The 26610-nt window shown below is 71.5% G+C and carries 18 protein-coding genes; 10 read left to right on the forward strand and 8 right to left on the reverse strand.

Features of this window, described 5'->3' with window-relative positions:
- Positions 1-134: 134 nt before the first annotated feature.
- Entirely contained in the window at positions 135-1082 is a 948-nt protein-coding gene (locus tag H295_RS0119340; protein WP_020136990.1) for a hypothetical protein, read from the reverse strand.
- Positions 1083-1241: 159 nt separating this feature from the next.
- Between H295_RS0119340 and H295_RS0119345 the strand changes: the two genes are divergently transcribed.
- The 4 genes from H295_RS0119345 to H295_RS0119360 all read left to right on the forward strand — a co-directional run bounded on the left by H295_RS0119345 (position 1242) and on the right by H295_RS0119360 (position 7649).
- Entirely contained in the window at positions 1242-3491 is a 2250-nt protein-coding gene (locus H295_RS0119345; RefSeq protein ID WP_020136991.1) for a heavy metal translocating P-type ATPase, read from the forward strand.
- A gap of 179 nt (positions 3492-3670) precedes the next feature.
- Positions 3671-4042 (forward strand): IS5/IS1182 family transposase, encoded by a 372-nt coding sequence (locus H295_RS0119350; protein ID WP_020136992.1) that lies wholly within the window; start codon positions 3671-3673, stop codon positions 4040-4042.
- Between the two features lie 429 nt (positions 4043-4471).
- Positions 4472-6022: an alpha-L-arabinofuranosidase B gene (locus H295_RS0119355; protein WP_234021640.1), complete on the forward strand. Its 1551-nt coding sequence runs from the start codon at positions 4472-4474 to the stop codon at positions 6020-6022.
- 70 nt (positions 6023-6092) lie between these two features.
- Positions 6093-7649, forward strand: coding sequence for an alpha-L-arabinofuranosidase B (locus H295_RS0119360; RefSeq protein WP_020136994.1), 1557 nt, complete (start codon positions 6093-6095; stop codon positions 7647-7649).
- A gap of 109 nt (positions 7650-7758) precedes the next feature.
- Here H295_RS0119360 and H295_RS0119365 read toward each other — a convergent pair whose 3' ends face one another.
- Genes H295_RS0119365 through H295_RS0119375 form a run of 3 tightly spaced genes read right to left on the reverse strand, consistent with a single transcriptional unit; the run spans position 7759 to position 10561 of the window.
- Entirely contained in the window at positions 7759-8532 is a 774-nt protein-coding gene (locus H295_RS0119365; protein WP_020136995.1) for a cupin, read from the reverse strand.
- Positions 8526-9452, reverse strand: coding sequence for a PmoA family protein (locus H295_RS0119370; RefSeq protein WP_020136996.1), 927 nt, complete (start codon positions 9450-9452; stop codon positions 8526-8528). The genes H295_RS0119365 and H295_RS0119370 overlap by 7 nt, the downstream gene beginning before the upstream one ends.
- Positions 9449-10561: a Gfo/Idh/MocA family protein gene (locus H295_RS0119375; protein ID WP_028809526.1), complete on the reverse strand. Its 1113-nt coding sequence runs from the start codon at positions 10559-10561 to the stop codon at positions 9449-9451. Before H295_RS0119375 ends, H295_RS0119370 begins: the two co-directional genes overlap by 4 nt.
- A gap of 1100 nt (positions 10562-11661) precedes the next feature.
- Between H295_RS0119375 and H295_RS0119380 the strand changes: the two genes are divergently transcribed.
- From H295_RS0119380 to H295_RS0119390, 3 genes are all read left to right on the forward strand, one after another.
- The gene (locus H295_RS0119380) at positions 11662-12801 is read left to right on the forward strand and encodes a GNAT family N-acetyltransferase (RefSeq protein ID WP_020136998.1); all 1140 of its coding nucleotides are present in this window, start codon (positions 11662-11664) and stop codon (positions 12799-12801) included.
- Between the two features lie 80 nt (positions 12802-12881).
- Positions 12882-14111 (forward strand): DegT/DnrJ/EryC1/StrS family aminotransferase, encoded by a 1230-nt coding sequence (locus tag H295_RS0119385; protein WP_020136999.1) that lies wholly within the window; start codon positions 12882-12884, stop codon positions 14109-14111.
- A gap of 76 nt (positions 14112-14187) precedes the next feature.
- Complete coding sequence (locus H295_RS0119390) at positions 14188-15639, forward strand: glyceraldehyde-3-phosphate dehydrogenase (protein ID WP_020137000.1); 1452 nt, start codon at positions 14188-14190, stop codon at positions 15637-15639.
- A gap of 64 nt (positions 15640-15703) precedes the next feature.
- Here H295_RS0119390 and H295_RS0119395 read toward each other — a convergent pair whose 3' ends face one another.
- The gene (locus H295_RS0119395) at positions 15704-16933 is read right to left on the reverse strand and encodes an aminotransferase class V-fold PLP-dependent enzyme (RefSeq protein ID WP_020137001.1); all 1230 of its coding nucleotides are present in this window, start codon (positions 16931-16933) and stop codon (positions 15704-15706) included.
- Between the two features lie 104 nt (positions 16934-17037).
- Complete coding sequence (locus H295_RS0119400) at positions 17038-17235, reverse strand: hypothetical protein (RefSeq protein ID WP_020137002.1); 198 nt, start codon at positions 17233-17235, stop codon at positions 17038-17040.
- Positions 17236-17600: 365 nt separating this feature from the next.
- Here H295_RS0119400 and H295_RS0119405 point away from each other — a divergent pair, with 365 nt between their 5' ends.
- On the forward strand, positions 17601-18626 hold the full coding sequence (locus tag H295_RS0119405) for a LacI family DNA-binding transcriptional regulator (protein WP_020137003.1): 1026 nt from the start codon (positions 17601-17603) through the stop codon (positions 18624-18626).
- Here H295_RS0119405 and H295_RS0119410 read toward each other — a convergent pair.
- Positions 18603-22553 carry a glycosyl hydrolase gene (locus tag H295_RS0119410; RefSeq protein ID WP_020137004.1) on the reverse strand — a complete coding sequence of 1317 codons (3951 nt, stop codon included), beginning with the start codon at positions 22551-22553 and terminating at the stop codon, positions 18603-18605. The two genes, H295_RS0119405 and H295_RS0119410, sit on opposite strands and share 24 nt — an antisense overlap.
- 240 nt (positions 22554-22793) lie before the next feature.
- Here H295_RS0119410 and H295_RS0119415 point away from each other — a divergent pair, with 240 nt between their 5' ends.
- The gene (locus H295_RS0119415; protein ID WP_020137005.1) at positions 22794-24092 is read left to right on the forward strand and encodes an MFS transporter; all 1299 of its coding nucleotides are present in this window, start codon (positions 22794-22796) and stop codon (positions 24090-24092) included.
- Between the two features lie 25 nt (positions 24093-24117).
- Positions 24118-25590, forward strand: coding sequence for an L-fucose/L-arabinose isomerase family protein (locus H295_RS0119420; RefSeq protein ID WP_020137006.1), 1473 nt, complete (start codon positions 24118-24120; stop codon positions 25588-25590).
- A 260-nt stretch (positions 25591-25850) separates the two neighbouring features.
- Here H295_RS0119420 and H295_RS0119425 read toward each other — a convergent pair whose 3' ends face one another.
- Entirely contained in the window at positions 25851-26606 is a 756-nt protein-coding gene (locus tag H295_RS0119425) for a FadR/GntR family transcriptional regulator (RefSeq protein WP_020137007.1), read from the reverse strand.
- Between the last annotated feature and the right edge of the window lie 4 nt (positions 26607-26610).

The raw sequence follows: 26610 nt of genomic DNA on the forward strand, positions 1-26610 counted from the left end.
CCGAGGTCGCCCCAGCCGGCCGGGGGCACGCACCGGCTGAGGTCGGCCGCGCGCGCCGCCCGTGGCCGCACCTGTGGCCCGTGGCCGTACCCGTCGCCCCGGGCTGTGCCCACCGTCCGTCGCCGTGACCGCCGTCAGTGGCCATGACCGACGGAGGACTCATGGGGGGCCTCCGTCGCAGGCTCCCCGGCCGCTCCCCCGGCGCCGACCGTGAACGCGGCGGTGTGCACCTTGCCGTCGTGCTTGAAGTCGAGGAAGAGCCGGTACGTGCCGGTGCTGGGGGCCGTGGCCGTGAAGGAGATGTCGGGCCCGGGGGTCGTGGTGCCGTCGCCGGGCTCGCCGTTCGGGTGGACGTGCAGGTAGGCGAGGTCACCGGAGCGCAGGGCGACCAGATGGCCGTAGGCGCCGAGGTAGGGCTGGAGGTCGGTGACGGGCCTGCCGTCGCGGGAGACGGTCAGTTTCAGCGCGCGGGTCGCGCCGGGGCGCAGGGTGCCATCGAGTTCCACCTCGTAGCCGTCGGTCTCGGCGGTGGCGTGCGGCGCCGGGACGGGCTGCGGCTGGTAGGCGCCGGAGACGGCGAGGTCGGCGCCGAGGGTGAGGTTCTCGGCCCCCTTCCTCTCCGGCGTGAAGTCGGCGAAGACCCGGTAGCCGCCCGCGCGGGGCAGTGACACCGGGATGCTCCAGGTGCCGTCGGCGGCCCGGGCGGGGTGCAGATGGCGGTAGGTGTTCAGGTCGCGTGAGGCGACGATGAGGTGGAGTTCCTTGTCGTGCTCCGTCCGGAACGCGGTGACCGCGCGGCCGACGCCGTCCCGGACGGTGAAGCGGAGGTCGGCCGTGCGTCCGGCCGCGAGGCGAGGGGTCGCCAGGTCGAGGGTGTAGCCCTTCTCGGAGATCTGAAGGCCGCCGGCCGGGGGCGACTCGCGTTCCGGGTGCGCCGGCTGACTGCCGTCTCCGCGCATGTCATGGCGGGCGGGCGGCTCGTTCTCGACGACAGGCCCGATGCCCTGGCCCACCCCGTAGGCGGTGCCGAAGGTCGCGGCCAGCGCGGCGGCGTACGCGGTGATCCTCAGTCCAGCGTGCATGGGTCGCACCTCCGGCTCGATCCGGTTTTCCGATGCACCTCACGATACCCCCAGGGGGTATCAAGTCAACCCGATCGCGCCACTTGCTCAAGATACCCTCCAGGGGTATATATGGAACGCCGCCGATATACCCCCGCCCCGTATCCACGAGGAGCAGTGATGACCACCACCACCGCAGCCGCCGAGACCGAACTCGCGATCGGCGGCATGACCTGTGCCTCGTGCGCCGCCCGCATCGAGAAGAAGCTGAACCGGATGGACGGGGTCACCGCCACCGTCAACTACGCCACCGAGAAGGCCAGGGTCACCCACGAGGGCGGGGTGTCCGTCCAGGACCTGATAGCGACCGTCGAGAAGACCGGTTACACGGCCCGAGAACCGGCACCACCGGAGCCCGCCGCGCCCGATCACGAGGAGTCCGACGAACTGCGGTCCTTGCGGCAGCGGTTGGTGACCGCCGTGGTCCTCGCCGCCCCGGTCGTCGCGATGGCGATGATCCCGGCCCTCCAGTTCACGTACTGGCAGTGGCTGTCGCTGACCCTGGCCGCGCCCGTGGTGACGTACGCCGGATGGCCCTTCCACAAGGCCGCGTTCACCAACGCCCGGCACGGCGCGGCGACCATGGACACCCTGATCTCCGTCGGGACCGTCGCGGCCTTCGGCTGGTCGTTGTGGGCCCTGTTCCTCGGGACCGCCGGCACACCGGGCATGAAGCACCCCTTCGAGCTGACGATCGCCCGCGGTGACGGCGCCGGGAACCTCTACCTGGAGGCCGCCGCCGGGGTCACCGCGTTCATCCTCGCCGGGCGGTACTTCGAGGCCCGCTCCAAGCGCAGGGCCGGAGCCGCTCTCCAGGCCCTGTTGGAGCTGGGGGCCAAGGACGTCACCGTGGTGCGTGCGGACGGGCGGGAACAGAGCGTGCCCGTGGCCGAGCTGAAGGTCGGGGACCGTTTCGCCGTCCGCCCCGGGGAGAAGATCGCCACCGACGGAACCGTGGTCGAGGGCTCCTCCGCCGTCGACGCCTCGATGCTCACCGGTGAGTCCGTGCCGGTCGACGTGGTCCCGGGCGACGCCGTCACCGGGGCCACCCTCAACGCGGGCGGCCGACTCGTCGTCGAGGCGACCCGGGTCGGCTCCGACACCCAACTCGCCAGGATGGCGAAGCTGGTGGAGGACGCGCAGAACGGCAAGGCGGCCGCGCAGCGGCTCGCGGACCGGATCTCCGCGGTGTTCGTGCCGGTCGTCATCGCGCTCGCGCTGGGCACCCTCGGCTTCTGGCTCGGCAACGGCGCCGGTACGGCCGCCGCGTTCACCGCAGCCGTCGCCGTACTGATCATCGCCTGCCCGTGCGCCCTGGGCCTCGCCACCCCGACCGCGCTGCTGGTCGGCACCGGCCGCGGAGCCCAACTGGGCATTCTCATCAAGGGTCCCGAGGTCCTGGAGTCCACCCGCAAGGTGGACACCGTCGTTCTGGACAAGACCGGCACCGTCACCACCGGCCGGATGACCCTGCTGGCCGTCCACCCGGCCCCCGGCACCGAGGAGACCGACGTCCTGCGGCTCGCGGGCGCGTTGGAGCACGCCTCGGAACACCCGGTCGCCCGCGCGGTCGCCGACGGGGCGCGGGAGAAGCTGGGCGAACTGCCCGCCGCCGCGGACTTCGCGAACGTGCCGGGGCTCGGTGTGCAGGGCGTCGTGGACGGTCACGCGGTCCTCGTCGGACGCGAACGGCTGCTGTCCGACTGGGCGATCGGGCTGCCCGAACAACTCCGGCAGGTGAAGACCGCCGCGGAGTCGGCCGGCCGTACGGTGGTCGCGGTCGCCTGGGACGGGGAGGCGCGTGCCGTGCTCGAGGTGGCCGACGCGGTCAAGGACACGAGCCGCGAGGCGATCGCCCGGTTGCGGGCGCTGGGGCTCACCCCGGTGCTGCTGACCGGGGACAACCGGGCCGTGGCCGCGTCCGTGGCCCGCGAGGTCGGCATCGACGCCGACCAGGTGATCGCCGAGGTGCTGCCCCAGGACAAGGTCGATGTCGTCAAGCGGCTCCAGGCGCAGGGGCGTTCGGTCGCGATGGTGGGCGACGGGGTCAACGACGCGGCCGCGCTCGCCCAGGCCGACCTGGGGCTGGCGATGGGCACGGGCACGGACGCCGCGATCGAGGCGGGCGACCTCACTCTCGTGCGGGGCGATCTGCGGGCCGCTGCGGACGCGATCAGGCTCGCCCGCCGCACCCTGCGCACGATCCGGTCCAACCTGTTCTGGGCCTTCGCCTACAACGTGGCCGCGCTGCCGCTGGCCGCGGCGGGACTCCTCAACCCGATGCTCGCGGGGGCGGCGATGGCGTTCTCGTCGGTGTTCGTGGTCGGCAATTCACTTCGGCTGCGTTCGTTCCGGGCCGCACGCCCTTGAAGACGTTCGGGCGTCCGCTGCTCACGGAAACTCAAAGGAAAGTAAAGCAATCCTTTCGAGCTTGATAAAACGCCTGCTCTCACCAGTCCGACACTTCAATTTACCGACCAGGAAAGAACTTTACCTTCTGCCGACCGCCCGTTTGAACGTCATCTCATTTGGTCCCCTACGCTTCAGCCGTGGTCCCGATCGTGGAGCGCCTCGTACCGGACGAACTGTGGGAGCTGTTCCAGCGGGTGGTTCCGAAGCCCCCGTCGCGACCCCAGGGCGGCGGTCGCCGTCGGCACGGCGACCGGGAGGTGCTGGCCGCGATCGTCTTCGTGGCGACGTCGGGCTGCCCATGGCAACACCTGCCGTCCGCGTCGTTCGGCCCTTCAGGAGCCACCGTCCACCGACGCTTCACCGAGTGGACGAACGCCGGGGTGTGGGCCGAGCTGCACCGGCTGGTCCTCGACGAACTCCGCGCCCCTGACGACCTCGACTGGGCATGCCGAGCGCTCGACTCGGTGAGCACGCGCGCAGCGGCAAACCACGCGCTCGGCCCTGAGTGAGCCGGGAGGGCATCCGGCAGCGACCGGCAGCATCCGGCAGCCGAAATTGCGCCCTCTCCCGGACCTCGGCCCGCCAGTGCAAAATCACCAAATGAGATGCAGGCGCGTGGCCCTCTCGGAATTGCCGAGATAGCGGAATCCCGCGGTTCAACCCCTTGACGGCCCCGGAGCGTTCGTCGATAGTCATGCCTTGATCCGGCCAACCGAGTAACGACTGGATCGCCTGACAAATTGTTAGCGCTAACAATTCAGAGACCCCACGGCCGGAACGCTCGCCCCCTGATCCCAACCACCCTTGCCAATGGCCGCCCCCCGCCAGGCCTTTGAATTGTTAGCGCTAACAATTCCAGCAGCCCGCCCCCAGAGCCCACCGTGAACACGGTTGGGGCGCGGCCTGCCGCTCCGTCAAGACACGCAAGGGAGTTCCAGGTGCCTGCCCTGCTCATCCTCCGCCGACTACGCCAAGGGTTGGTCGTCTTTCTGGCCGCGTCAGCACTGGCCCTCGTCGGTCTGGTCACCTCCGGCGGAACCTCGTACGCCGCCACCCAAGGACCCTGTGACATCTACGCGGCGGGCGGTACTCCGTGCGTCGCGGCCCACAGCACCACACGCGCGCTTTTCGCCTCCTACAACGGCCCCCTCTACCAGGTACAACGAGCCTCGGACAGCTCGCTGCGGAACATCGGCGTACTGGCCGCGGGAGGAGTCGCCGACGCCGCGGCACAGGACTCCTTCTGCGCGGGCACGACCTGCACCATCACCCGCGTCTACGACCAGACCGGCGGCGGCAACACCCTGGTCTACCAGGGACCGGGGGGAACGGGCGGTGCCGACACCGCGGCCGGCGCCACCACCGAGGCGGTGAGCGTGGGCGGTCAGAAGGCCTACGCGCTGTACATCAACCCCGGCAACAGCTACTTCGCGTACAACGCCACCGGTGGTGTGCCGACCGGCAGTTCACCCGAGGGTGAGTACATGATCACCAGCGGCACCCACGTCAACAACGGCTGCTGCTTCGACTACGGCAACACCGAGACCGACCACCATGCCGACGGCAACGGCGCCATGGACGCGATCAACTTCGGTACGGAGTGCTGGTTCGGCGGCTGCACCGGAACCGGCCCATGGGTGCAGGCGGACATCGAGAACGGATTGTTCAGCGGTGGCAGCAAGACGTGGAATCCCAACCAGGTGTCCCAGACCAGCCGTTTCGTCACCGCGATGTTCAAGAACAACGGCACCACCCAGATGGCGCTCAAGGGGGCCAACGCCCAGTCCGGGGGTCTGACGCAGCTCTACAGCGGCGCACTGCCCAGCGGATGGAGCCCGATGCACAAGCAGGGCGCGATCATCCTGGGCAGCGGCGGCGACTGCTGCCAGACCAACCACAACGCCAGCGCGGGCACGTTCTACGAGGGTGCCATGGTCAGCGGCTACCCGTCCGACGCCACCGACGCCGCCGTCCAGGCCAACATCGCCGCAGCCGGCTACAGCACCACCACTCCCTTCGTCCCCGGCGCGAAGCTGTCGCTGCAGGCCACGACTCCCTGCTGCACCACGGACTACCTGCAGCACGACACGAGTGACGACAAGGTCGTCATCGCGCCCGTGACCGCCGCGAGTCCGGCCGCCGACAAGGGCGATGCGACCTGGATCGTCCACGCCGGCCTGGCCAACGCCAACTGCGTGTCCTTCGAGTCGGCCAACGCGTCCGGCCAGTACCTGAGGCACTACGCCTTCCAGCTGCATCTCCAACCCAACGACGGCAGCAGTCAGTTCGCCGCCGACGCCACCTTCTGCCCCAAGACGGGCAACAGCGGCACGGGTTACTCCCTCCAGTCCTTCAACTACCCGGCCAAGTACATCCGCCACTACAGCTTCACCGGCTACATCGCAAGCAACGGCGGGAGCAACGCCTGGGACACCACCTCGATGTGGGCCCAGGACACCAGCTGGCTCGCCGCGTCTCCCTGGAGCTGACGAGCCCGGTGCCGTGCCGGCGCCCGGGACCGGAGACGTGCACACATTCCCCCTGTGAAGGAGTTTCCGCATGATCAAAGCACCCTGGATGCGCAGCATCAGACGCGCGCTCCTCGCGGTCGGCGCCACCGCCGCGCTCGCCGCGGGTCTACTCACGACCACGGCGACCACCTCCCAGGCCGCCACCCAGGCGCCGTGCGACATCTACGCCGCGGGCGGCACCCCCTGCGTCGCCGCGCACAGCACGACCCGCGCCCTGTACGCGGCGTACAACGGCCCGCTCTACCAGGTCAGGCGCGCCTCGGACAACGCCACGCAGAACATCGGCGTGCTGAGCGCAGGAGGCTACGCGAACGCCGCAGCCCAGGACACCTTCTGCGCCAACACCAGCTGTGTCATCACCGTCATCTACGACCAGTCCGGCAAGGGCAACAACCTCACCCAGGCGCCCGCGGGCGGAGCGGCCGGCGGACCGGACAACCTGGCCAACGCCTTCGAGGCGCCGGTCACCGTCGGCGGTCACAAGGCGTACGGCGTCTACGTGGCCCCCGGCACCGGCTACCGCAACAACAACACCAACGGCATCGCCACCGGCGACCAGCCCGAGGGCATGTACGCCATCTTCGACGGCACGCACTTCAACGGTGGCTGCTGCTTCGACTACGGCAACGCCGAAACCAGCAGCACCGACACCGGCAACGGCCACATGGAGGCCATCTACTTCGGCAACAGCAAGGCCTGGGGCTACGGCAGCGGCAACGGCCCGTGGGTCATGGCCGACCTCGAGAACGGCCTGTTCTCCGGCGTGAACCGCACCCTCAACTCCGGGGACCCGACCGTCACCAACCGCTTCCTGACCGCCATGGTCAAGGGCGGCCCGAACCAGTGGGCCATCCGCGGCGGCGACGCCCAGGCGGGCAGCCTGTCCACCTACTACAGCGGCGTACGCCCCAACGTCTCCGGCTACAACCCGATGCACAAGGAGGGCGCGATCATCCTGGGCATCGGCGGTGACAACAGCAAGGGCGCCCAAGGCACCTTCTACGAAGGCGTCATGACCTCCGGCTACCCCTCGGACGCCACCGAGAACGCCGTCCAGGCCAACATCACCGCCGCCGGCTACAACAGCGGCTCGACCAGCACCGGTTCGCTGACGCCCGGCTCCCGGATCTCTCTCCAGGCCACCACGTCCCCCTGCTGCACCACGGACTACCTCCGCCACGACGACGCCGACACGAAGGTCGTCATCTCCAACATCACCTCCGCCAGCTCGGCCACCGACAAGGCGGACGCCACCTGGATCGTCCGGGCAGGTCTCGCCAACAGCTCCTGCCTGTCCTTCGAGTCCGCCAACGCCCCGGGCCAGTACCTGCGCCACTACAACTACGAGCTCTACCTCAACACGGACAACGGCAACAGCGCGTTCGCGCAGGACGCCACCTTCTGCCCCACCACGGGCAACAGCGGGACAGGCCACTCGTTCCAGTCGGTCAACTACCCGACCAAGTACATCCGCCACTACAACTACACGGCCTACATCGCCAGTAACGGCGGCTCCAACGCCTGGGACGCCACGTCCTCGTGGGCCCAGGACACCAGCTGGCTGACCGCCTCCCCCTGGAGCTGACCAGCCGTCGGGCACCGCTGAACGCCCCGTCACGAGTACGGCCTCCCGGCACGACCGGGAGGCCGTACTCGCTCTTGCTCAGCCCGTTGTCCCCCAGGATCAGATGCGGTTACTCGCCGCCGTACGGAAGCGTCGTGCCCGGCAGGTCGTACTCGTCGCGCCGTCCGCACATCCCGAAGCCGCCGAGCCGGGTCGGCGCGGCCTCGTGACCGGTCGCCTGCAAGAGGTACGACGGCTCACCGGAGGCCAGTTCATCCAGCTGGGTGCCGGTACGCTCGGCGGTGGCCAGCGCCCCCGCCTGCCACAGCCCGCGCCAGGTGGGTACCTTCTCCCGGACCAGGCGGGCGGCCGCGCGCTGGAACTCCAGGTACGGGCCGTTGTCACCGGCGGCCAGGGAGTCGCGCAGGACGAGATAGCCCTCGACGGCGAGGTCCCTGCGGCGCCGGGCGGCATCGGCCGTCTCCGGCCCGGTGCCGGACGGGAGTCGGGCCGCCGCGGCGTACCGCTCGGGGTCGGCGAGGACCTCCGGCGGGAAGGTGAAGACGGCGTCGCCGGCCTCGGGAAGGCCGCTGTTCTGCATCAGCACGGTGATGCGCAGATCGCCGCCCTGGACCATGCGGTGCACGGTTCCGGGCGTGAACCAGGCGAGGGAGCCCGTCTCCAGCGGGATCTCCCGGTAGCCGTCGGGGCTCAAGGTCTGCACCGCGCCCCGGCCGCCGGTGACGACGTACGCCTCCGTGCACACCAGGTGCAGATGGGGGCTGCCGCCGCAGACGCCGTCGGCGGCCTCCCAGTCGTAGGCGCTGAGGTGCGACAGACCGACGGCACCGGGCAGGGGGCGGGGCAGCTCCGGCTTGGGCGCCCCCGCGGCCCCGGTCACCACGACAGCCCCTCCAGGTGCTCACCGACCCGTTCGGCATCCCAGGCGCCGTCGGCCACGACCAGCCGGTAGCGGTAGGCGAAGGACTCCCCCGGCGGCAGCTCGAACTCCTGGAAGAACGCCCAGGAGAACGCGACCGTCGGGAAGGGCTGGGAACGCACGAACCAGTGGGACTCGTGGACCGCGCTCGCGGGGTCCAGGTTCTCGGGGGCGTGCGCGAAGACGAGCGTGGAGTGGGCGTTGACGTCGTCGTGCTCGGCGGTGAAGGCGAGCCAGGGGCTCTGGCTGCCCATCAGCTTGTCCGCGTCGGCGACCGTGTCCGGGGCGAAGACCTTGCCGCCGGTGAAGTCGCGGGGGCCGCGCCACTGGAGTCCGGTGTAGCCGGCCATCTCCCGGCCCGCGGTGGTCGGCGAGCCGAAGACGAGGGGCTCGGCGCGCAGGTTGGTCAGGCGGATCGACCAGTCGAGCGCCCAGGAGCCGGCGGCCTCGTCGACCGAGTGGACGGCAAGGCCCCGCTCTTCCCGGGCCCACTCCTCGCCGCCGTTCTCCACCCAGGTCAGCGTCTCGGTGAGGTCCAGCCGGTCCTCGGCGGCCGTGAGCGCGGTGAAGCCGTCGTGCCGCATGGAGCCGACGCGCTCCGGCAGGTACTGGTAGCCCTGCCCGTGCACGTAGCAGTTGCCGCCCCAGAAGTTCTGCCCGGACAGATGGCTCGCCGTCATCTGGAGGCCCTTGTGCCAGCGGTGGTCGTTGGGCCGGTAGCCGGTGACCGTGCGGCCGCCGAGGGTGCGGACCGGATGCGCGTAGGGCTTCTTGGCCTCGAAGGCGTCGGGGTCGGGTCGGTAGACGTAGCGGAGGATCTCCGTGCCGTTCGCCGCCTCGACGGCGATGTGCTCGCCGTGGACGTGGCTGACGCGGATGCTCATGCGTGCTCCTTGGGGGCCCAGTGGGGGTGGTCGCCGTGCATCGCCGGGTAGAAGGGATCGCCGGGCACGATCTCGCCCGCGGTCACGGGCTGCCCCGTGAAGGCGGCCTTGTAGAGCGCGGCGGCGAACTCGAGGGTGGCACGTGCGTCGGCGCCGCTGCCGGGAGGCCTGACACCGTTGTCGTACGCGTCGAGGAGCGCGCCGAGCTGGGCGGCGTGCGAACTGGGCACGTCGGCGGTGGGGGTACGCCAGGCGTCGGCCCGTTCGGAGGCGACGTGCGGGGCGGGCGTGTAGGTCCAGTCCTCGTTGCGGTGACCGTAGAGGTGGGTGAGTTCGACGGTCGCGTCGGCGCAGTCGATGCGGATGCGGCTCACCTCGTCGGGGGACAGCACGCTGTTGACGACGGTGGCGAGGGCGCCGTTCCCGAACCGGACGAGGGCGGTGGAGACGTCCTCGCTCTCGGTGTCGTGGACCAGCCGGGCGGCCATGGCGCGGATCTCCGTCCACGGGCCGAGCAGGTGCAGGAGGAGGTCGTACTGGTGGATGCCGTGGCCCATGGTGGGGCCGCCGCCTTCGCTCGCCCAGGTCCCGCGCCACGGTACGGCGTAGTAGGCGGCGTCCCGGTGCCAGGTGGTCTGGCAGTGGGCGACCCGGGGGGCGCCCAGCTCACCGCTTGCGATGAGGTCGCGCGCGTGGGCGGCGCCGGAGCCGTAGCGGTGCTGGAAGATCACGGAGGCGTAGGCGCCGGAGGCTTCCTCGGCCGCGGCGATCTCGTCGTACTCGGCGAGCGACAGCGTCAGCGGCTTCTCGCACAGCGCCCAGGCGCCCGCCTTGAGCGCGGCCACCGTCTGGGCGCGGTGCAGGGAGGGCGGGGTGCCGATGAGGACCAGGTCGGGGCGTACGGCGTCCAGCATCTCGTCGACCGAGGTGAACCCGGCGACGTCCTCGCCCGCGAGTGCGCGGAAGGCGTCGAGTCTGCCCTGGTCCACGTCGACGGCGGCGACCAGTTCGACCCGCTCGGCGTGGGCCCTGAGCGCGGGCAGATGGCTGCCGCTGACGATGGCGCCGGTGCCGACCACGGCGACTCGGCGACGGGCTGGACGGGACATGCGGTCCTCCTCGGGCGTCCGGTGCCGGGACGCTGACGTGCGGGAAAGCGCTTGCTCCCCGGAGTGACCCTAGATCCCAGGAGATTGTCCGAACAAGACCCCGGGGCGGCTTATTGAGGAGGGCGGCGGAGGTTTTGCCGGGGTGACGGCTGCGAAGGGGGAGGTGGGGGGCATGGGAGAGGTGGGGCGGGGGTGCGGGCGGACGCGGGGAGGGCCGGGGGGCGGGTTCGCGGAGGGGGTTCGGCGGGAGGATTGGTGGTGTCTTGCGGGGCATCGCTCGGTCGGGTGGAGGGCGGGCACCGTCGGGAGGCGGATCACGGTCGGGGGACGGGTACGGTCGGGATGCGGGCATTGTCGAGGTGCGGGCACGGTCGAGGTGCGGCCCCCGCGGGAGGGGCGGTCACAGTCCGGGGGCCGGTCACGGTCGAGGTGCGGGGCCCCTCGGGTGGGCACGGCCGGGGGGGCCGGTCACGGTCGAGGCGCGAGCACGGTCGGAGGCGGGCGCCCGTCGAGGGCCGGTCACGGTCGATGTGCCAGGTCGCGGTAGGGCGCGGGTGCCGTCGGCGGGGCGAGGCGTGGCGGCGCCGGGCCGGTAGCGCCCCGACCAACGAGCAGCACTGTTCCAGTCGCCGCGTCAGCCGCGGAGCTGAGCCTGGCGAACGCGCTGACCAGGAGACGGCACTGATCCCACCGTCCCGCAGACCGTCCAACCGGGTTCGGTCACCCCGGAACCGCGCTCGTCCGGCGTACCGATCGGCGAACGTCACCGACCCAACCCGGTCCGCCGACAACGAACCCGCCCCGCCCCGGCCCGCCGACGGCCCCGCGCAAGTCGTCTCCACTCACCATCCACAGCGAAGCCGACCGGTCACCCGGATCCTCGACTCGCCCGGCGCGACCTCCTTCCCGTCAGGTGGGTCGCATCAGAGGCGAGTTGGGCGGCGAAGCCCCGTCGCGCGCCGTGGCCGTGGGAACCATATGCATACGTTCGGCGTTGTTCCGTTACAGCGGGCACCCTTGACAGCGTGCGTACTGTTTCGCGACGTTTGATCCTTGCCGACCGTTCGATCGGCAATGGGGGGAATGGGGGGCGATCGCCCATGCGATCGACGAGCAGCGACACGGACATCACGATCCACAGACCCGACGAACTCGATGCCACGCTCCGGGGGGCCTGGCACCGGGCGATGGACGAGTCCCCCGACTACGCCAACCCGTTCCTGGCACCGGAGTTCGCGGCCGGGATCGACAGACACCGTGCCGGCACCCGGGTGGCGGTGCTGCACCAGCGGGGAGAGGCCGTGGGCTTCCTGCCGTACGAGCGCGGCAGCTTCGGTGTCGGCCGGGCCGTCGGCCTCGGACTCTCCGACTGCCAGGGCCTGGTGCACCGCCCCGGGGTCACCTGGGACACCCGAGCCCTGCTGAAGGCCTGCGGGCTCTCGGTGTTCGAGTTCGACCACCTCGTGGAGGAGCAGAAGCCGTTCGCCCCGTACGTCACGGGCACCTTCGCCTCCCCGGTGATCGATCTGAAGGTGGGCAGCGACAGTTACCCGGAGTGGCTGCGCGGCGCCTACCCGGGGCTCGCCAAGACGACCCTCAAGAAGGAGCGCAGGCTCACCCGCGACCTGGGCGAGCTGCGGTTCGTGTTCGACGAGCGGGACCCGGGTGCGCTGCGCACGCTGATGCGGTGGAAGTCCGCGCAGTACCGCAGGACGGGCCGGATGGACCGGTTCGCACGGCCCTGGATCGTGCATCTCGTGGAGGACCTCTTCCAGGTCCGCGAGGAGCACTTCTCCGGGGTCCTGTCGGTGGTGTACGCCGGTGACCGGCCAGTTGCCGCGCATTTCGGGCCGATCTCGCGCACCGTCTTCGCGCCCTGGTTCACCGCGTACGACCCCGAGCTGCGCTACTACTCCCCCGGCCTGATCATGCACCTGCGGATGGCCGAGGCGGCGGGGCGGCGCGGGGCGCGGCTCATGGACATGGGGCGCGGCGACAAGGAGTGGAAGGACTGGCTCAAGACCCGCGAGCTGCGCGTGGCGGAAGGATTCGCCACCCGTCCCCACCCGGTGGCGACCGCACACCGTATGTGGCGGCGGCCGGTGCGGGGCCTGCGCAACACGGTCAACGCGCACCCGGCCCTGCGCGAGCCCGCCGACCGCCTGCTCAGGACCGTCGGCACCCTGCGCACCTCCCGGCAGCACGCGGACTCCGCCGGAGCGGGACCGTCGGCGGGCTGAGCCCGCTTCCCCCCCTCCCCGCATCGGGCGGGCTGATCTCCCGCACGGCTCTTCTCTGCCCACCGACACAAGGGGTGCCGATGCCGTACGGCTCACTGCTGGCCACGACGATGACACGGCGACTGGGCCGTGAGTGCGTCTACACGCCCTCGGCCCGGCTGGCCCTGTACCTGGCGCTCCGGCGCTGGTGCCGGCCCGGTGCGCGGGTGCTGATGTCGCCGGTGAACGACGACGTGATCCTGTTCGTGGTCCTCGCGGCCGGGTTGCGCCCCGTGCTGGCGCCGGTGTCCGTGTGGGACGGCAACATCGACCCGGCCGCCGTCCCGGAGTCCACCTGGCGGAGCGTCGACGCGGTCCTGACCACCAACCTGTACGGCGTCCCCGACCGGGTCCGCGAACTGCGGCGCCGCTGCGAGCAGTTGGGCATCCCGTTGTTCGAGGACGCGGCGCACGCCATCGGCAGCCATGTGGACGGGCAGCCGGTCGGCACCTTCGGCAGGGCGGCCGCCTTCAGTCTCTCCAAGCACGTGGCCGGGATGGCCGGCGGCTTCCTCGCCGTCGAGGACGCCCGTACCCGCCGCGAGCTGGAGCTGCTGCGGGACGACCTGCTGACCCCCGGCCGGCTGCGCGAGGACCTGTCCACCACCCTGCGTCCGCTGGCCAGGTCCGCCGTGCGGTCGCTCCACCTGGTGCGGCCGGTGTGGCGGACCATGGAGCGGCTGGGGCTGATGGAGCGCGAGGCGTTCCGGATGGACCTGCGGGCACCACGGCTGGCCGCCGCCGCCCGGGAGGCGCCGGGCCTGACCGCCTACGACCGGTGGATCCGGGTCGATCTGCACGGCTACCGCTCCCGGCACGGCTCGCTGGTCCGGGGTCAGTTGCGGTTGCGTCTGGCCCGCCTGGACGAGGACCTCGCCCGGCGCAGGGCCGGCGTCGCGCTCCTCTCGGGCACACCGTGGGCCTCGCCCGCGCTGCGCGACCGTACGGCGCACGACGGCCCCCTGCCCCTCTTCCGGGTGCCGCTCCTGGTCCACGACCGCGACGCGCTGGTCCAGCGCCTGGTGCGGCACGACGTGGTCTCCGGCTACCTCTACGACCCGCCGCTGGACGACTACGCGGGCGCGGAGTTCGTGGAGCCCTCCCCCGATCCGTCGGCCGCCCGCTGGTTCGCGGCGCACGCGCTCCCGGCCGATCCGCTGCTGGCCCGCAGGATCCTGGCCGCGTTCACGAAGGAGCGGGTGGTCGACGCCCACCCCTCGCTGCTGCGGCCGGTACCGGACGCCCCGCGGCCCCGGATCCTGGGGCAGTGAGGTCCGCCACCCCGACGATCGATCAAAACATCAGGGGGTTAGCATATGAGCGCTGCCTAGCTCGAAAGAGAATTCTGTGACTGTCAAGGACGACTCGTTCACCGACTGGAAGAACCGCGAAGAGATCGCGGAATCGATGATCCCGATGATCGGGAGGCTGCACCGGGAGCGGGACGTAACGGTTCTCCTGCACAGCCGTTCCCTCGTGAACAAGTCGGTGGTCAGCATCCTCAAGACCCACCGGTTCGCCCGGCAGATCGCCGGTGAGGAGCTCTCCGTCACCGACACGCTGCCCTTCGTCCAGGCCCTCACCACGCTGGACCTCGGCCCCTCGCAGATCGACATCGGCCGGCTGGCCGAGATCTACAAGACCGACGAACGGGGCCTGTCGGTCGCCGAGTTCACCGCCGAGGCCGTGGCGGGCGCGACGGGCGGCAACAAGATCGAGCGCCGCGAGCCGCGGGACGTCGTCCTCTACGGCTTCGGCCGCATCGGCCGCCTGGTCGCACGGCTGCTGATCGAGAAGGCCGGTTCCGGCAACGGTCTGCGGCTGCGCGCGATCGTGGTCCGGGGCGGCGGCGGGCGGGCCTCCGAGGACCTGGTGAAGCGGGCCTCGCTGCTGCGCCGGGACTCCATCCACGGTCAGTTCCAGGGCACGATCACCGTCGACGAGGCCGAGGGCGCGATCATCGCCAACGGCAACACCATCAAGGTGATCTACGCCAACGACCCCTCCGAGGTCGACTACACGGCGTACGGCATCAAGGACGCCATCCTCATCGACAACACCGGCAAGTGGCGCGACCGCGAGGGCCTCTCGCAGCACCTGCGCCCCGGCATCGACAAGGTCGTGCTGACCGCGCCGGGCAAGGGCGACGTCCCCAACATCGTGCACGGCGTCAACCACGACACGATCAAGCCGGACGAGCAGATCCTGTCCTGCGCGTCCTGCACCACCAACGCGATCGTGCCCCCGCTCAAGGCGATGGCCGACGAGTACGGCGTGCTGCGCGGCCACGTGGAGACGGTCCACTCGTTCACCAACGACCAGAACCTGCTGGACAATTACCACAAGGCCGACCGCCGGGGCCGCTCCGCGCCGCTGAACATGGTCATCACGGAGACCGGCGCGGCCTCCGCCGTCGCCAAGGCGCTGCCCGACCTCAAGGCGCCGATCACCGGCAGCTCGATCCGGGTGCCGGTGCCGGACGTCTCGATCGCGATCCTCAGCCTGCGGCTGGGCCGCGAGACCACCCGTGAGGAGGTCCTGGACTACCTGCGTGACGTCTCCCTGACCTCTCCGCTCAAGCGCCAGATCGACTTCACGACGGCCCCGGACGCGGTCTCCATGGACTTCGTCGGCTCCCGCCACGCCTCGATCATCGACGCGGGCGCCACCAAGGTCGACGGCGACAACGCGATCCTCTACCTCTGGTACGACAACGAGTTCGGCTACTCCTGCCAGGTCATCCGGGTCGTCCAGCACGTCTCGGGGGTCGAGTACCCGACGTACCCGTCGGCGGTCTGATCCGCCCTCGGTGCGCATTGATCCGTTCCGGGGGCCACGCCGGGCCCCGGAACGGACCGCGGGATCAGGGCCGGCTCGCCGCCCTGGCCCACTCGCCGAGGACCGGGACGCACTTCTCGGCGAAGTACTCGTAGTCCTCGGCCGTGTTGTAGACGTGCGCGGACAGCCGCAGATAGCCGATGCCGTCGAAGCTGGTGAAGGCGGCCTCGACGTCGAGTTCTCCGGCCACCCGGTCGCGCAGGGCATCGGCGTCGAGGCGGGTGAGGCCGAGGCCGTCGGGCAGCCGCACCAGACGCATGCCGGGCACGGGCATGCCGACGTCGACCGCGCTGTCGGCGCCCGTGAGGTCGGCGAAGGCGGCGCCGATCACCTGAGCCCCGTAGTCCGCGAGCCGGTCCATGTAGCGGCGGGCGGCGGCCCACCCCCACGTGTCGGCGACGAAGGCGAGAGCGGTCGGCGCGGCGAGGTGGGCGGTGGCGTCCAGGGTGCCCTGCTGGTCGAAGCGGTCGGGGTACGGATCGTGCGCGCCCCACGAGTCGATCAGGGGGTGGAGCGCTTCGCGCAGCGGTCCGCGGGCGACCAGCGCGGCCGTACCGCGGGGTGCGCAGCCCCATTTGTGCAGGTTGCCGGTCCAGAAGTCGTACGTCGCCCCCGCGAGCGGCGATGCGAGAAGGCCCGGTGCGTGGGCGCCGTCCACGAGCACCGGGATGTCGCGACGCCCGGCCTCCGCGCCGATCCGCTCCACCGGCAGCCGGCGGGCGGTCGCCGAGGTGATCTGGTCGAGGACCACGAGGTCGGTGTCGGCGCTCAGCGAGGCCACGACGGCCTCGTACGCCGCGTCCTCGTCGGCGCCCAGCGGGACGTGGACGGTGCGCACCCGACCGCCCCAGCGGCGGGCCAGCCGCTCGGCGCCCATGCTCACGGCCCCGTAGCCGTGGTCGGTGACGACGATCTCGCCGCCACGGCGCCTGGTGAGTGCCTGGTGGACGACGCTCGCCCCGGCACTGGCGTTGGGCACCAGGGCCAGATCGCCCGGGTCGACGTCGAGGAAGGCCGCGAGTTCGACCCGGGCCGCCGCGATGCGCTGCGGCAGCGCCGGGAACCACACCACGGGTGAGCGTTCCATCTCGGCGCGCAGGGCCTGCTGGCGTTCCTGCGCCACCAGGGGCACCGCCCCGAACGACCCGTGGTTGAGGTGCCGTTGGGCGGGGTCGAGCGACCACGCCTCGGCGGCGGGCCTGCCGTCGGCCAGCAGCAGTGGGGCCGGCGGGCCGGCCGGCTCGGTGTCGCTCACGGAAGTCTCCCTCGTCGGCGGTGTCGGGACGGTCGCCCTCCAGAGGAAACACCAAGGGCCCCGGATCAGCGGATCCGGGGCCCTCGGAACGTGCGGGGCCTTGTTCAGCCGAGGACGACGTCGGCGTTCGCGTGCGCGGCGACACCCTGGGCCGAGACGAACGCACCGAGGTCGGCGCAGACGGCGAGCGGACCGGCCTCGACGTGAAGGCCGGAGGTCGCGGCGACGGCCACACCACCGGAGATGGTGTCGAGGTCCGCGTCGTTGATCTCGATGGTCTCGAAGCGGGGAGCGGAGTTCATGACGTGCGTTTCCTTTCGCGGAAGCAATGCCGGGGACGGCTCCCGGATCGAAGCATGACCAGGGCATGACTGCCAGTCGCTCCCCGTCGGCGGTCGCGCCCGGCTTCACCGGCGTCGCAACCCGCTCACCGAGCACGTCATTTCCTTCACAGACTTCGCCGTCGCACCGACACGCAAAAGGCATGTGACGGCACAACCACGCCGGCGTTCCGGGCCGGTTCCGAGCCGATGCGGAACGGTGTGCAGGTTCACCGGATTTTCGATGACCGCCCCGTCGGTGTCCGTCGCCGTCCACGCGAAAAACGTTTCACGTACCGCGAGGGTAGAATTGCGCCGCCCGGTCGAACGGCCGCAACAGCGAGGGGGTGGACGCCATTTCGCTTCGCCCCGCCCGCATCCAGGACGTCGCCGCCGCAGCCGGAGTCTCCGTGTCCACGGTGTCGAACGTGCTGAACCGGCCGGAGCGGGTCAATGCCCGCACCGCCGAGCGGGTCCGTGACGCGGTCGCCGCGCTCGACTACGTCCCGCACCCGGGAGCCGCCGGTCTGCGCACCGGTCACTCCTCGTCGATCGGCCTCGTGCTGCCGGACGTGGCCAACTCGTTCTACTCACGCATCGCGCGCGGGGCCGCGGACGCGGCGTACGAGCACGGCTACTCCCTGGTGCTCTGCGACAGCGGCGACGACGCCGAGCGGGAGCAGGGCTACTTCACCATGCTGGTCGAACAGCGGGCGGTGGGCGCGGTGGTGGTGCCGCTCAGCGCCGACCCCACCAGGCTGTCGCGGCTGCGCGAGCGTGGAATTCCGCTGGTCCTGGCGGACCGCGCGATGCCCGCCCAGGAGGGCTGTTCGGTCTCCGTGGACGACATCGCCGGCGGCCGCATGGCAGTGCAGCACCTGCTGGACCACGGGGCGCGCGACATCCTCGTCGTCAACGGCGACCGTACGATCCGTCAGTGCGCCGACCGCTACCAGGGCGCCCGCCAGGCCGTACGCACCCGGCGCGAGGCCCGCCTCGGGCAGGTCGTCGCCGAGGAGATGACGGTGGCGTACGGCACAGCCACAGCCCGGAGTCTCGACGACCTGCCCGACGCCGTCTTCTGCACCAACGACTTCCTGGCGGCGGGACTGTGCCGCGCACTCGGCGAGCGCGGTGTGAAGGTCCCGGAGGACGTGCAGGTGGTCGGATACGGCGATCTGGACATCGCGAGTTTCGTGGGCACTACTCTCACCACGGTCCGCCAGCCTGTCGAGGAGCTCGGCAGGGCGGCCGTGGAGATGCTCCTCGACGAGGTGGAGGCGGGGACCGAACACGCCCACGAGGCAAGGGTGTTCGCGCCGGACATGGTCCTGCGGGACTCCACCCGGTCAGCCTCCGACGGGCCTTTCTAGCGTCACCGGACCCAGCAGACCGGACGGCAGCTGCGAGGGGAACGCCCAGGCGGTCGGGGTGGCCTCGGCGAGGTAGGGCGCCAGGGTGTTGTGGACGGTCACGTCGAGGCGCACGGTACGCCCGGCGCAGCCGCGCAGGGCGAAGCGGTACGGCGCGCAGAAGGCCTCCCCGACGAGTTCCCCGTCGACGGTCACCGCCGCGCTGCCCCGCACCCGTCCCAGGTCCAGCACCGGATCCGGCCCGGCCGGCAACTCAAGGGTCCGCGTGTACGTCACGCCTCCGCTCCAGCCGCCCAGTCCGAACTCGCCCCACTCCCCCGGCGGCAGGGGTGCCGGAACCGTGCGCACCCGCACCGGCCCGCGCCAGGCCGAACCGCCGCGCAGGACGGCCGTGGGGGCGGTGACGACTTCGCACTCCGTTGCTTCGGCGAGAGGTCGGTCGAGCGTCAACGCGGGCTCAGCCAGCTCGACTTCAGCTTCGCCGCCGACCCTCACCCGGGCCGGAAGCTCCACCGGCAGCTCCAGGGACACGGTTCCCGCGGGCACGGTGAACCGGAAGCGCTGCTCGGCCTCCCGGACGTCGTCGGTGGCCCGGAGCGGCAGTACGGCGGAGCCGAGCACCGGGGCTCCGGCCAACCACTCGGCCCCGGGCAGGGGGTGCGGTCGTACCGCCGCGGCACAGTGCTGCAACTCGCCCCAGCGGCCCTCGTGTTCGACGGTGAGCCCGCTCCACTCCCCCGTCCGCGCCTCCCAACCGGGGCCGCTGACCAGGGCGGTGGTGTCCGCCACCAGGTCGACGAACACCGCGTCCCGGGCGTCGACGCTGTCGGTCACGAGTTCCAGGACGTGATCGCCCGCGTTCAGGGCCAGTTCGTGCCGGAAGAACATCGGCACCGCGCCCCAGTCGGACTCGTAGTACTCGACCTTCTCCTGCCGTGCCACGACGGCTCCGTCGAGCAGGACGGTCACGCCCACCGCGGCGCCCACGACGAGGACCGCCGTCGTGCCCGCGGTGCCGATCCGGCCGCGGTAGGTCACGCGGCCGTCCGGGCGGACGTCGTCGGGGACCCTCATGAACAGCGGGCGCGGTGCGAACTCGTCCGGACGGGACAGGCAGAAGAAGCTGCCCAAGGGGGTGCCGGCGACACCCGAGATGGTCTGCGGGCGGTCCTGGGCGTCGGACAGCTCGTACTCCAGTACGTTGCGCGCCCGCTCCACCTCCACCCGGGCGCAGGCGAGGTAGCCGCCACTGACGTCGACCCTGCTGCCGTTCCACCACACGCGTTTGGTCGCTGCCGCGCCGATGTGCAGGTCGGCGGGTCCGCGGTGGTCGGTCTGCACGACGGTCCTGACCCGGGCGACGAGGCCCGGCCCGGGCACCGGAACGCGGACGAACTCCTCGGGGACGAGGCCCTTGTTGCCCAGCAGCCCGTTCGGATCCGGGATGCCGCGGCTCGACGAGTACAGCGAGACCTCCCACCCGGCTGGAGCCAACTCCCGCTGCCCTGACAGGACTTGCTCGACGGCGGCCGCGTCGAGGGGAGCCGGCGCCTGGGCGGACGGTACGGGCGGGAGGACTCGGACCCGGTTGCCGTAGGTCACGCGTGCCCGTTCCCAGGGGCCGTCGCCCTCGCTCCACCGCATGGTCCAGATCTGCGGCTCGGCGACGGACGATCCGGCGGGCAGCGCCAGGTCGCCCCAGGTGTTGTCCATCGTGGGGACGAGGCTGCCCTCCCAGCCGCTCGACAGGTCGAGGGTCTGGGCGGCCTGCGGCTCCGGCCGTGCGGGCGGAGGTGTGTCGTCCGTCGGCGGGCCCTCCCGCCATACGACGAGGGCGGCCGGGGCGCCTTCCAGGGGCACCTCGACGGTGGAGACTCCGTCGGTGACCGTGACTCGTGCGGGCTGTCGGTCGCCGGTCGCGGGGTTCCAGACCTCGGCCTCGGCGACCGGGCCCCGCACGGTGACGGTGGAGCTGCGGGCGTAGCGGGCGGGGTCGATCTCGTGACGGCCCCTCGGCGGATGCGTACGGGCGTCGGGGAACGCCCCCGTGACCAGCGCGACAGCCATGTCGCCGTTCCTCCGGACGAGCAACGGGACCTCCCCCGTGGCGTAGCCGGAGGCGTCGGCGACCGCCGCCGCGGCGGTCTCGGCGTCGGGCACCCGCTCCAGGCGCGGATGGTCCACCAGCGCTGCCACGACGGCGTCGTCACCGGACGTTCCCGAGGCGTGCTCAGGCGGTCGGCCGACGACCACGACCCGGCCTCCGGCGTCGAGGAGTTCGGTCAGCCGGCGGGCCGTCTCGTGCTCGAGGACGCTCGCCGAGGGCAGCAGGACGGCCGTGTACGCCAGGTCCCGGACGCGCAGGGCGCCGTCGCCGGCCTTGGCGCCCTGGACCGAGGCGTCGTCGATGACGTCGAAGGAGACGCTGCGGCGGTCGAGGGCGCCCACGGCGGGTTCGAGCCAGTTGTTGGTGCCGCAGAGCTCCAGGTAGTGGCGCTGGGTCTCGTCGGCGTCGGCGTGCGGCGCGCCGAGGCGGCCGTCGCCGAAGTGCTGGACGGGGGCGTCGAGCTGGATGAGGGCCTGCATGGTGGCGGTGGGGTGCAGGACCGCCACGTCTGCGCTGTAGGTGCCCCAGGACAGGATCGAGCAGATCCGGGCGACCGCTCGGGAGAAGGCGGGGTACTGCTGCCAGTAGGGCTGGCGCCAGTCGGTGGAGGGGGGCGCCCACTCGAACCAGCCGCCCGCGGTGCCGAAGTAACTGGCGTGCGGGTTGTACAGGTTGGCGCCGCTGCGCAGGAACGGCAGCAGCCAGTCGTAGGTCTCCTCGAGGGTGCCGCCCCAGCCGGAGGAGTGGAACGACTCGATCCAGACGCGCTCGTGCCCGTAGAGGTGGGCCATGGAGGAGTGCACCTTGGCGTCGCCGTGGTGGTCGCTGCCGGCGGCGCTGTACCAGCGGTGGGTGCGGAAGTAGTCGGTGTAGAGCTGGGTCGACTGGGCCGGGTAGCCGGAGCGGGCCGGGTGGCTCTGGTCGCAGCCCAGGAGCAGGCCGCGCTCCTCGTGCCAGGCGGCGAGGGGGCGGAAGAGGGCCTCCTCGGTGAGTTCGGCACGGACGGCGTAGTAGTCGGCGCGGATCTTGCGGGCCTTCGGGGTGTCGCCCGTGAAGAGGGCCGGGAGGTGGTCGAGGAGGTCGTAGCCGCGCCGGGTGCGGAACTCCTCGGGGAACCGGGCGGTCCAGGAGTTGGTGGCGGGCAGTTCGTCCTGGAAGCTGCCGGCGATGACGTTGCCCAGATACTCGGGGACGCGGCGGTCGTACTCGTGATGAATGGCGTCGAACAGGCGACCGACCGCCTGGGGGTTCAGGTAGTCGAAGGCGGTGGGGACGGCGAGGACCAGGCGTACCTCGGTGCCGTCGGGAACCGCGATCCTCGCGAGATCGGCTCGCCCGGAGTCCTCAGTGCCGACCGGCAGGCGGACGCCCGAACTGTCGTACGCCGCGAGCAGTGTCTCTGTGGCCCGCAGCGCGACCGTGCCGCCGGCGACGACGGCCGTGCGCGAGCGCAGGGCCCGGCCCGCCGCCTCCGGGTGCCGTCGGGTGATGCCGCCCTGGACATTGGCGCCGGAGAAGCCGATCTGGTCGTAGAACCACAGGCGGGTGCCCAGGTCACCGGCGATCTCGCAGGCGTCGGTGAAGCGGGCCCACCACTCCTCGCCGAACCACACCGGGTCGTCGGTGCGGGCGCCGAAGGTCGGTCCTGCCGGGGCCAGGTTGATCACCACGAGGTTGTGGACGCCGCCGTCCGCGAACCGGCGCAGCTGCCAGGCGAGGCGCTCGCGGGTGACCTTGGCGCCGGACCACCACCACAGCGGGGTGGGCCCGAAGTCCCGGGGCGGGTTGTCGAACAGCTGTCGCAGGGCTGGAGAGATCACGGATAGGTCCTTCCGACTACGGCCCGGACACTCTCACGGATCAAAAACGTTTTACATCAGCCTCACCGTAAGACAGTCCCGAGGAGCCCACCAGGGCTGCGGGGCCGTCAGGTCGTTTCCACGGATGGCCGCATGACGTCTTGTTGGAACGTTTTTACGCTCCTATAGTCGCTGGACATCGGCCGAGAACAGCGACGTCCCCCTCCGCTCGGACCCACTCTCCCCAGACGGAGCCGCATCATGGCCCGAACCTCCCCTGCCCCGAACCAGCCGGAACCACCCATCGAGAAGCGCCTGTGGAAGGTCGCGACGCTCTCCGGCATGGCGTCCTACCTCGACGCCGCACTCATCGTCAGCATCGGCGTCAACCTGGCCATCTACCGCGACGCCTACGACATGGGTGTCTGGATGGCCGGTGCGATCAGCGCGATCGTCACCATCTGCATCGCGGTCGGATCCCTGGTCGGCGGCCGTCTCGCCGACGTCTTCGGCCGTCGCCGTCTCTACAACCTCGACATCCTCTGCTACGCCGTCGGGGCGATCGTCATCACGGTGGCGCCCGACGACATCACCCTTCTGGTGGGTGTCCTGCTCGCCGGTCTCGCGGCCGGCGCCGACCTGCCGACCTCCCTGGCGGTCGTCTCGGACGCGGCCCCCGACCACGCCAGGGGCAGGCTCATCGCGTTCACGCAGGTCATGTGGATGCTGGGCATCATCGTCGTGGTCTTCGCCGGCTTCGCCCTGTCGGACACCGGCATGCTCGGCGCCCGCCTCATCACCGCCCATCTGGCGGTCGCCGCACTCCTCACCTGGCATCTGCGCTCCCGGCTGGAGCTGGCCACCGGACCGGATCCGGAGCAGGACCGGGTGCCCGTGGAGAAGCCGGCCGAGCAGCAGGGCGTGGCACTGAAGAACGTCTGGACCCGGGCCGCCCTGGTCCCCATGCTCGCCACCTTCGCCTTCTACGTCACCTGGGGCCTCGGCGCCAACACCATGGGCCAGTTCACGACGTATCTGCTGGTCACCGTCAGCGGGGCCTCGCAGAGCGTGGCCACCGGCATCAACCTCGCCTGTCTGCCGATCGGACTGCTCCTGACGCTCGCCTTCGTGCGGATCGCCGACGGCCCGCGGCGCGACAAGATGTTCTACGTCGCCACGGTCGTGCAGATCGCCGCCTTCGCGATCGGCACTCTCACCCTCGGCGCCATCGTGGGCTTCCTCGTCTTCTACGTCCTCTACCAGTTGTCCTATCCCTTCGCGGGCGAGGCCAACTACAAGGTGTGGTCGCAGCTGACGCTGCCCGCGGACACCCGGGGCACCACGCAGGGCATCACCTACGCCGTCTCCCGCGGGGTCTTCGCGGGCGTCGCGTTCGTGACGCCCGCGCTGCTCGACCGGAGCCCCAGCCTGTTGCTGTGGGTGATCACCGGGTGCATGGCGCTGTCCGCCGTCGCGGGCGTCTACATCGTGCGAGTCCTCGTGCCCCGCGCGTCCCCGGACGTCACCGCTCCGGCCGACGTCAGGGTCGCGCAGACCTGAACCGACCACCGAAGGAGCGCCGACCATGGCGACGACCGAATCCACCACGACCCGTCCCGGTGAACGGGAAGCCGCCCTGGCCGAGTTGCTCCCGCCCGTGACCCGTCGCCGCCCGCGGATCGGGCTGGTCTCCGGCGGACTCGGCACCTACTGGCCGCAGTTCCCCGGTCTGCTGCCCCAGTTGAAGGAGTCGGCGGCCTATGTCGCCGAGCGGCTGGGGCAGTTGGACGCGGAGGTGACGGACGCCGGGTTCGTCTCCGACGCCCAGGAGGGCGCGGCCGCCGCCGAGCGGCTGCGCCGGGCGGACTGCGATCTGATCGTGCTGTTCCTGACGACGTACCTGACCTCGTCGATGGTGCTGCCGATCGCCCAGCGGACCCACACCCCGGTCCTGGTCGTCGACCTCCAGCCGTCCGAGCGGATGGACCACGCGTCCTTCGACACGGGTGCCTGGCTGGCGTACTGCTCGCAGTGCTCGGTGCCGGAGGTCGGCAACGTCTTCCGGCGGGCCGGGATCCCCTTCCGGTCGGTGTCCGGCTGGCTGCGGCAGGAGTCGGCGTGGCGGCGCGTCGAGCGGTGGGTGCGGGCCGCGCACGTCCGGGCCGCACTGCGGCACGCCCGGCACGGGCTGATGGGGCACGTGTATCCCGGGATGCTCGATGTGCAGACCGACCCGACGCTGCTCTCCGCGACGTTCGGCTCGCATGTCGAGGTGCTGGAGTTCGACGACCTGCGGCAGCGGGTGGAGAAGGTCACCGAGGCGGAGACCCGGGAGCGGGTGGCGCTGGCGCGCGGGCTGTTCAGCGTCGACGACAGCGTGGTCGACGAGGACTTCACCTGGGGCGCGACCGTGTCGGTGGCCCTGGACCGGCTGGTGGAGGACTTTCAGCTCGACTCCCTCGCGTACTACCACCGGGGTCTCGACGGCGAGTTGCACGAGCGGCTGGGTGCCGGGATGATCCTGGGCGCCTCGCTGCTGACCGCCCGGGGGGTGCCCGCGGCCGGTGAGTTCGAACTGCGCACCAGCATCGCCCAGTTGGCCTCGCAGAGCATCGGCGCGGGCGGTTCCTTCACGGAGATCCAGGCGCTGAACTTCGAGGACGGCGTGGTGGAGATGGGCCACGACGGGCCCGCCCATCTGGCGCTCAGCTCCCGGGATCCCCTGCTGCGGGGGCTCGGCGTCTACCACGGCAAGCGCGGCTGGGGCGTCAGCGTGGAGTTCGACGTCCGGCCGGGGCCGGTCACCCTCCTCGGGCTCGGCCAGGACGCGGACGGCAGTCTGTCCTTCGTCACGTCCGAGGGCACGGTCGTCCCCGGACCGGTGCTGGAGATCGGCAACACGACCAGCCGGGTGGACTTCGGCCGGGACCCCGGGGAGTGGGTGGACGCGTGGAGCGCCACGGGGGTCGGGCATCACTGGTCGCTCGCGGTGGGCCGGCACGGCGCCGATTTCGGGGCGGCGGCGAGTCTGCTGGGGATCGATCACCGGGAGGTCTAAGGGGCGGTCCGGCCGCGGCGCGGGTGGGCCTGGGCCGCCTGCACCCCGGTCGGGGGCCCGAGCCGCCCGCACCCGCGGGTCAGCCGGCCCGAGCCATCCGCACCCGCGGGGCAGGGGGCCCGAGCCATCCGCACCCGCGGTCAAGGGACCCGAGCCGCCCGCACCCGCGGCCAAGGGGCCCAAGCCGTCCGCACCCGCGGCCAAGGGGCCCGACCCGTCCGCACCCGCGGTCAAGGGACCCGACCCGTCCTCACCCGCGATCAGGGGGCCGGAGACGCCCGCACCCGGGCCAGCACCTCCCGGATCATCTCCGCGCTGATCATGAAGTGCTCCCTCGCGATCTCCTCGGCGCGTTCCGGCTCACCCGCCGCCACGGCCTCGTAGAGCGCGGTGTGCCCGTGACCGGCCCGCTCATGGTGGGACCGCTCGCCCCTGCCCCACGGCTCGACCGGGAAGCCCAGGCTGATGCGGGTCAGCAGGTCCTGGCTGAGCTGGGCGATCTGCGGGTTGCGGGTGGCCTCGCAGATCGCCCGGTGGAACGCGCTGTCGGCGGCCTGCTCCTCGCGGGGTGTGCTCGCGGAGAGGTGCGCGGACAGCGCCTCGCGCATCGGCTCCAGATCCTCGGGCCGGCGCCGCCGGGCGGCCGTCGCGGCCACCATGCCCTCCACCAGTCCGCGCAGGTCGAAGAGCTGCTCGAACTCCTCCCAGCGGGGCAGCAGCGTACGGCGGACCGCTGCCCCGGAGGACTCGGTCCAGCTGTCCCGGACGAACGCCCCGCCGTTGCGCCCCCGGCGGATCTCGATGACCCCGAGCGCCTGAAGGCGGGCCACGGCCTCGCGCACGGTAGGGCGACTGACGTGCAGCAGTGCGGTGAGCTCGCGTTCGGCCGGCAGGCGTTCACCGGCCAGGAAGTCGCCGACGGCGATGGCGGTGAGAAGCCGGTCGGTGACCTCGTCGACGGCAGAGGTCACCCGGACCGGGCGCAGCGAGGCCGTCGGGCCGTCGCCGAGCAGCACCCGG

Source organism: Streptomyces sp. 351MFTsu5.1, assembly GCF_000383655.1.
Lineage (GTDB): Bacteria > Actinomycetota > Actinomycetes > Streptomycetales > Streptomycetaceae > Streptomyces > Streptomyces griseorubiginosus.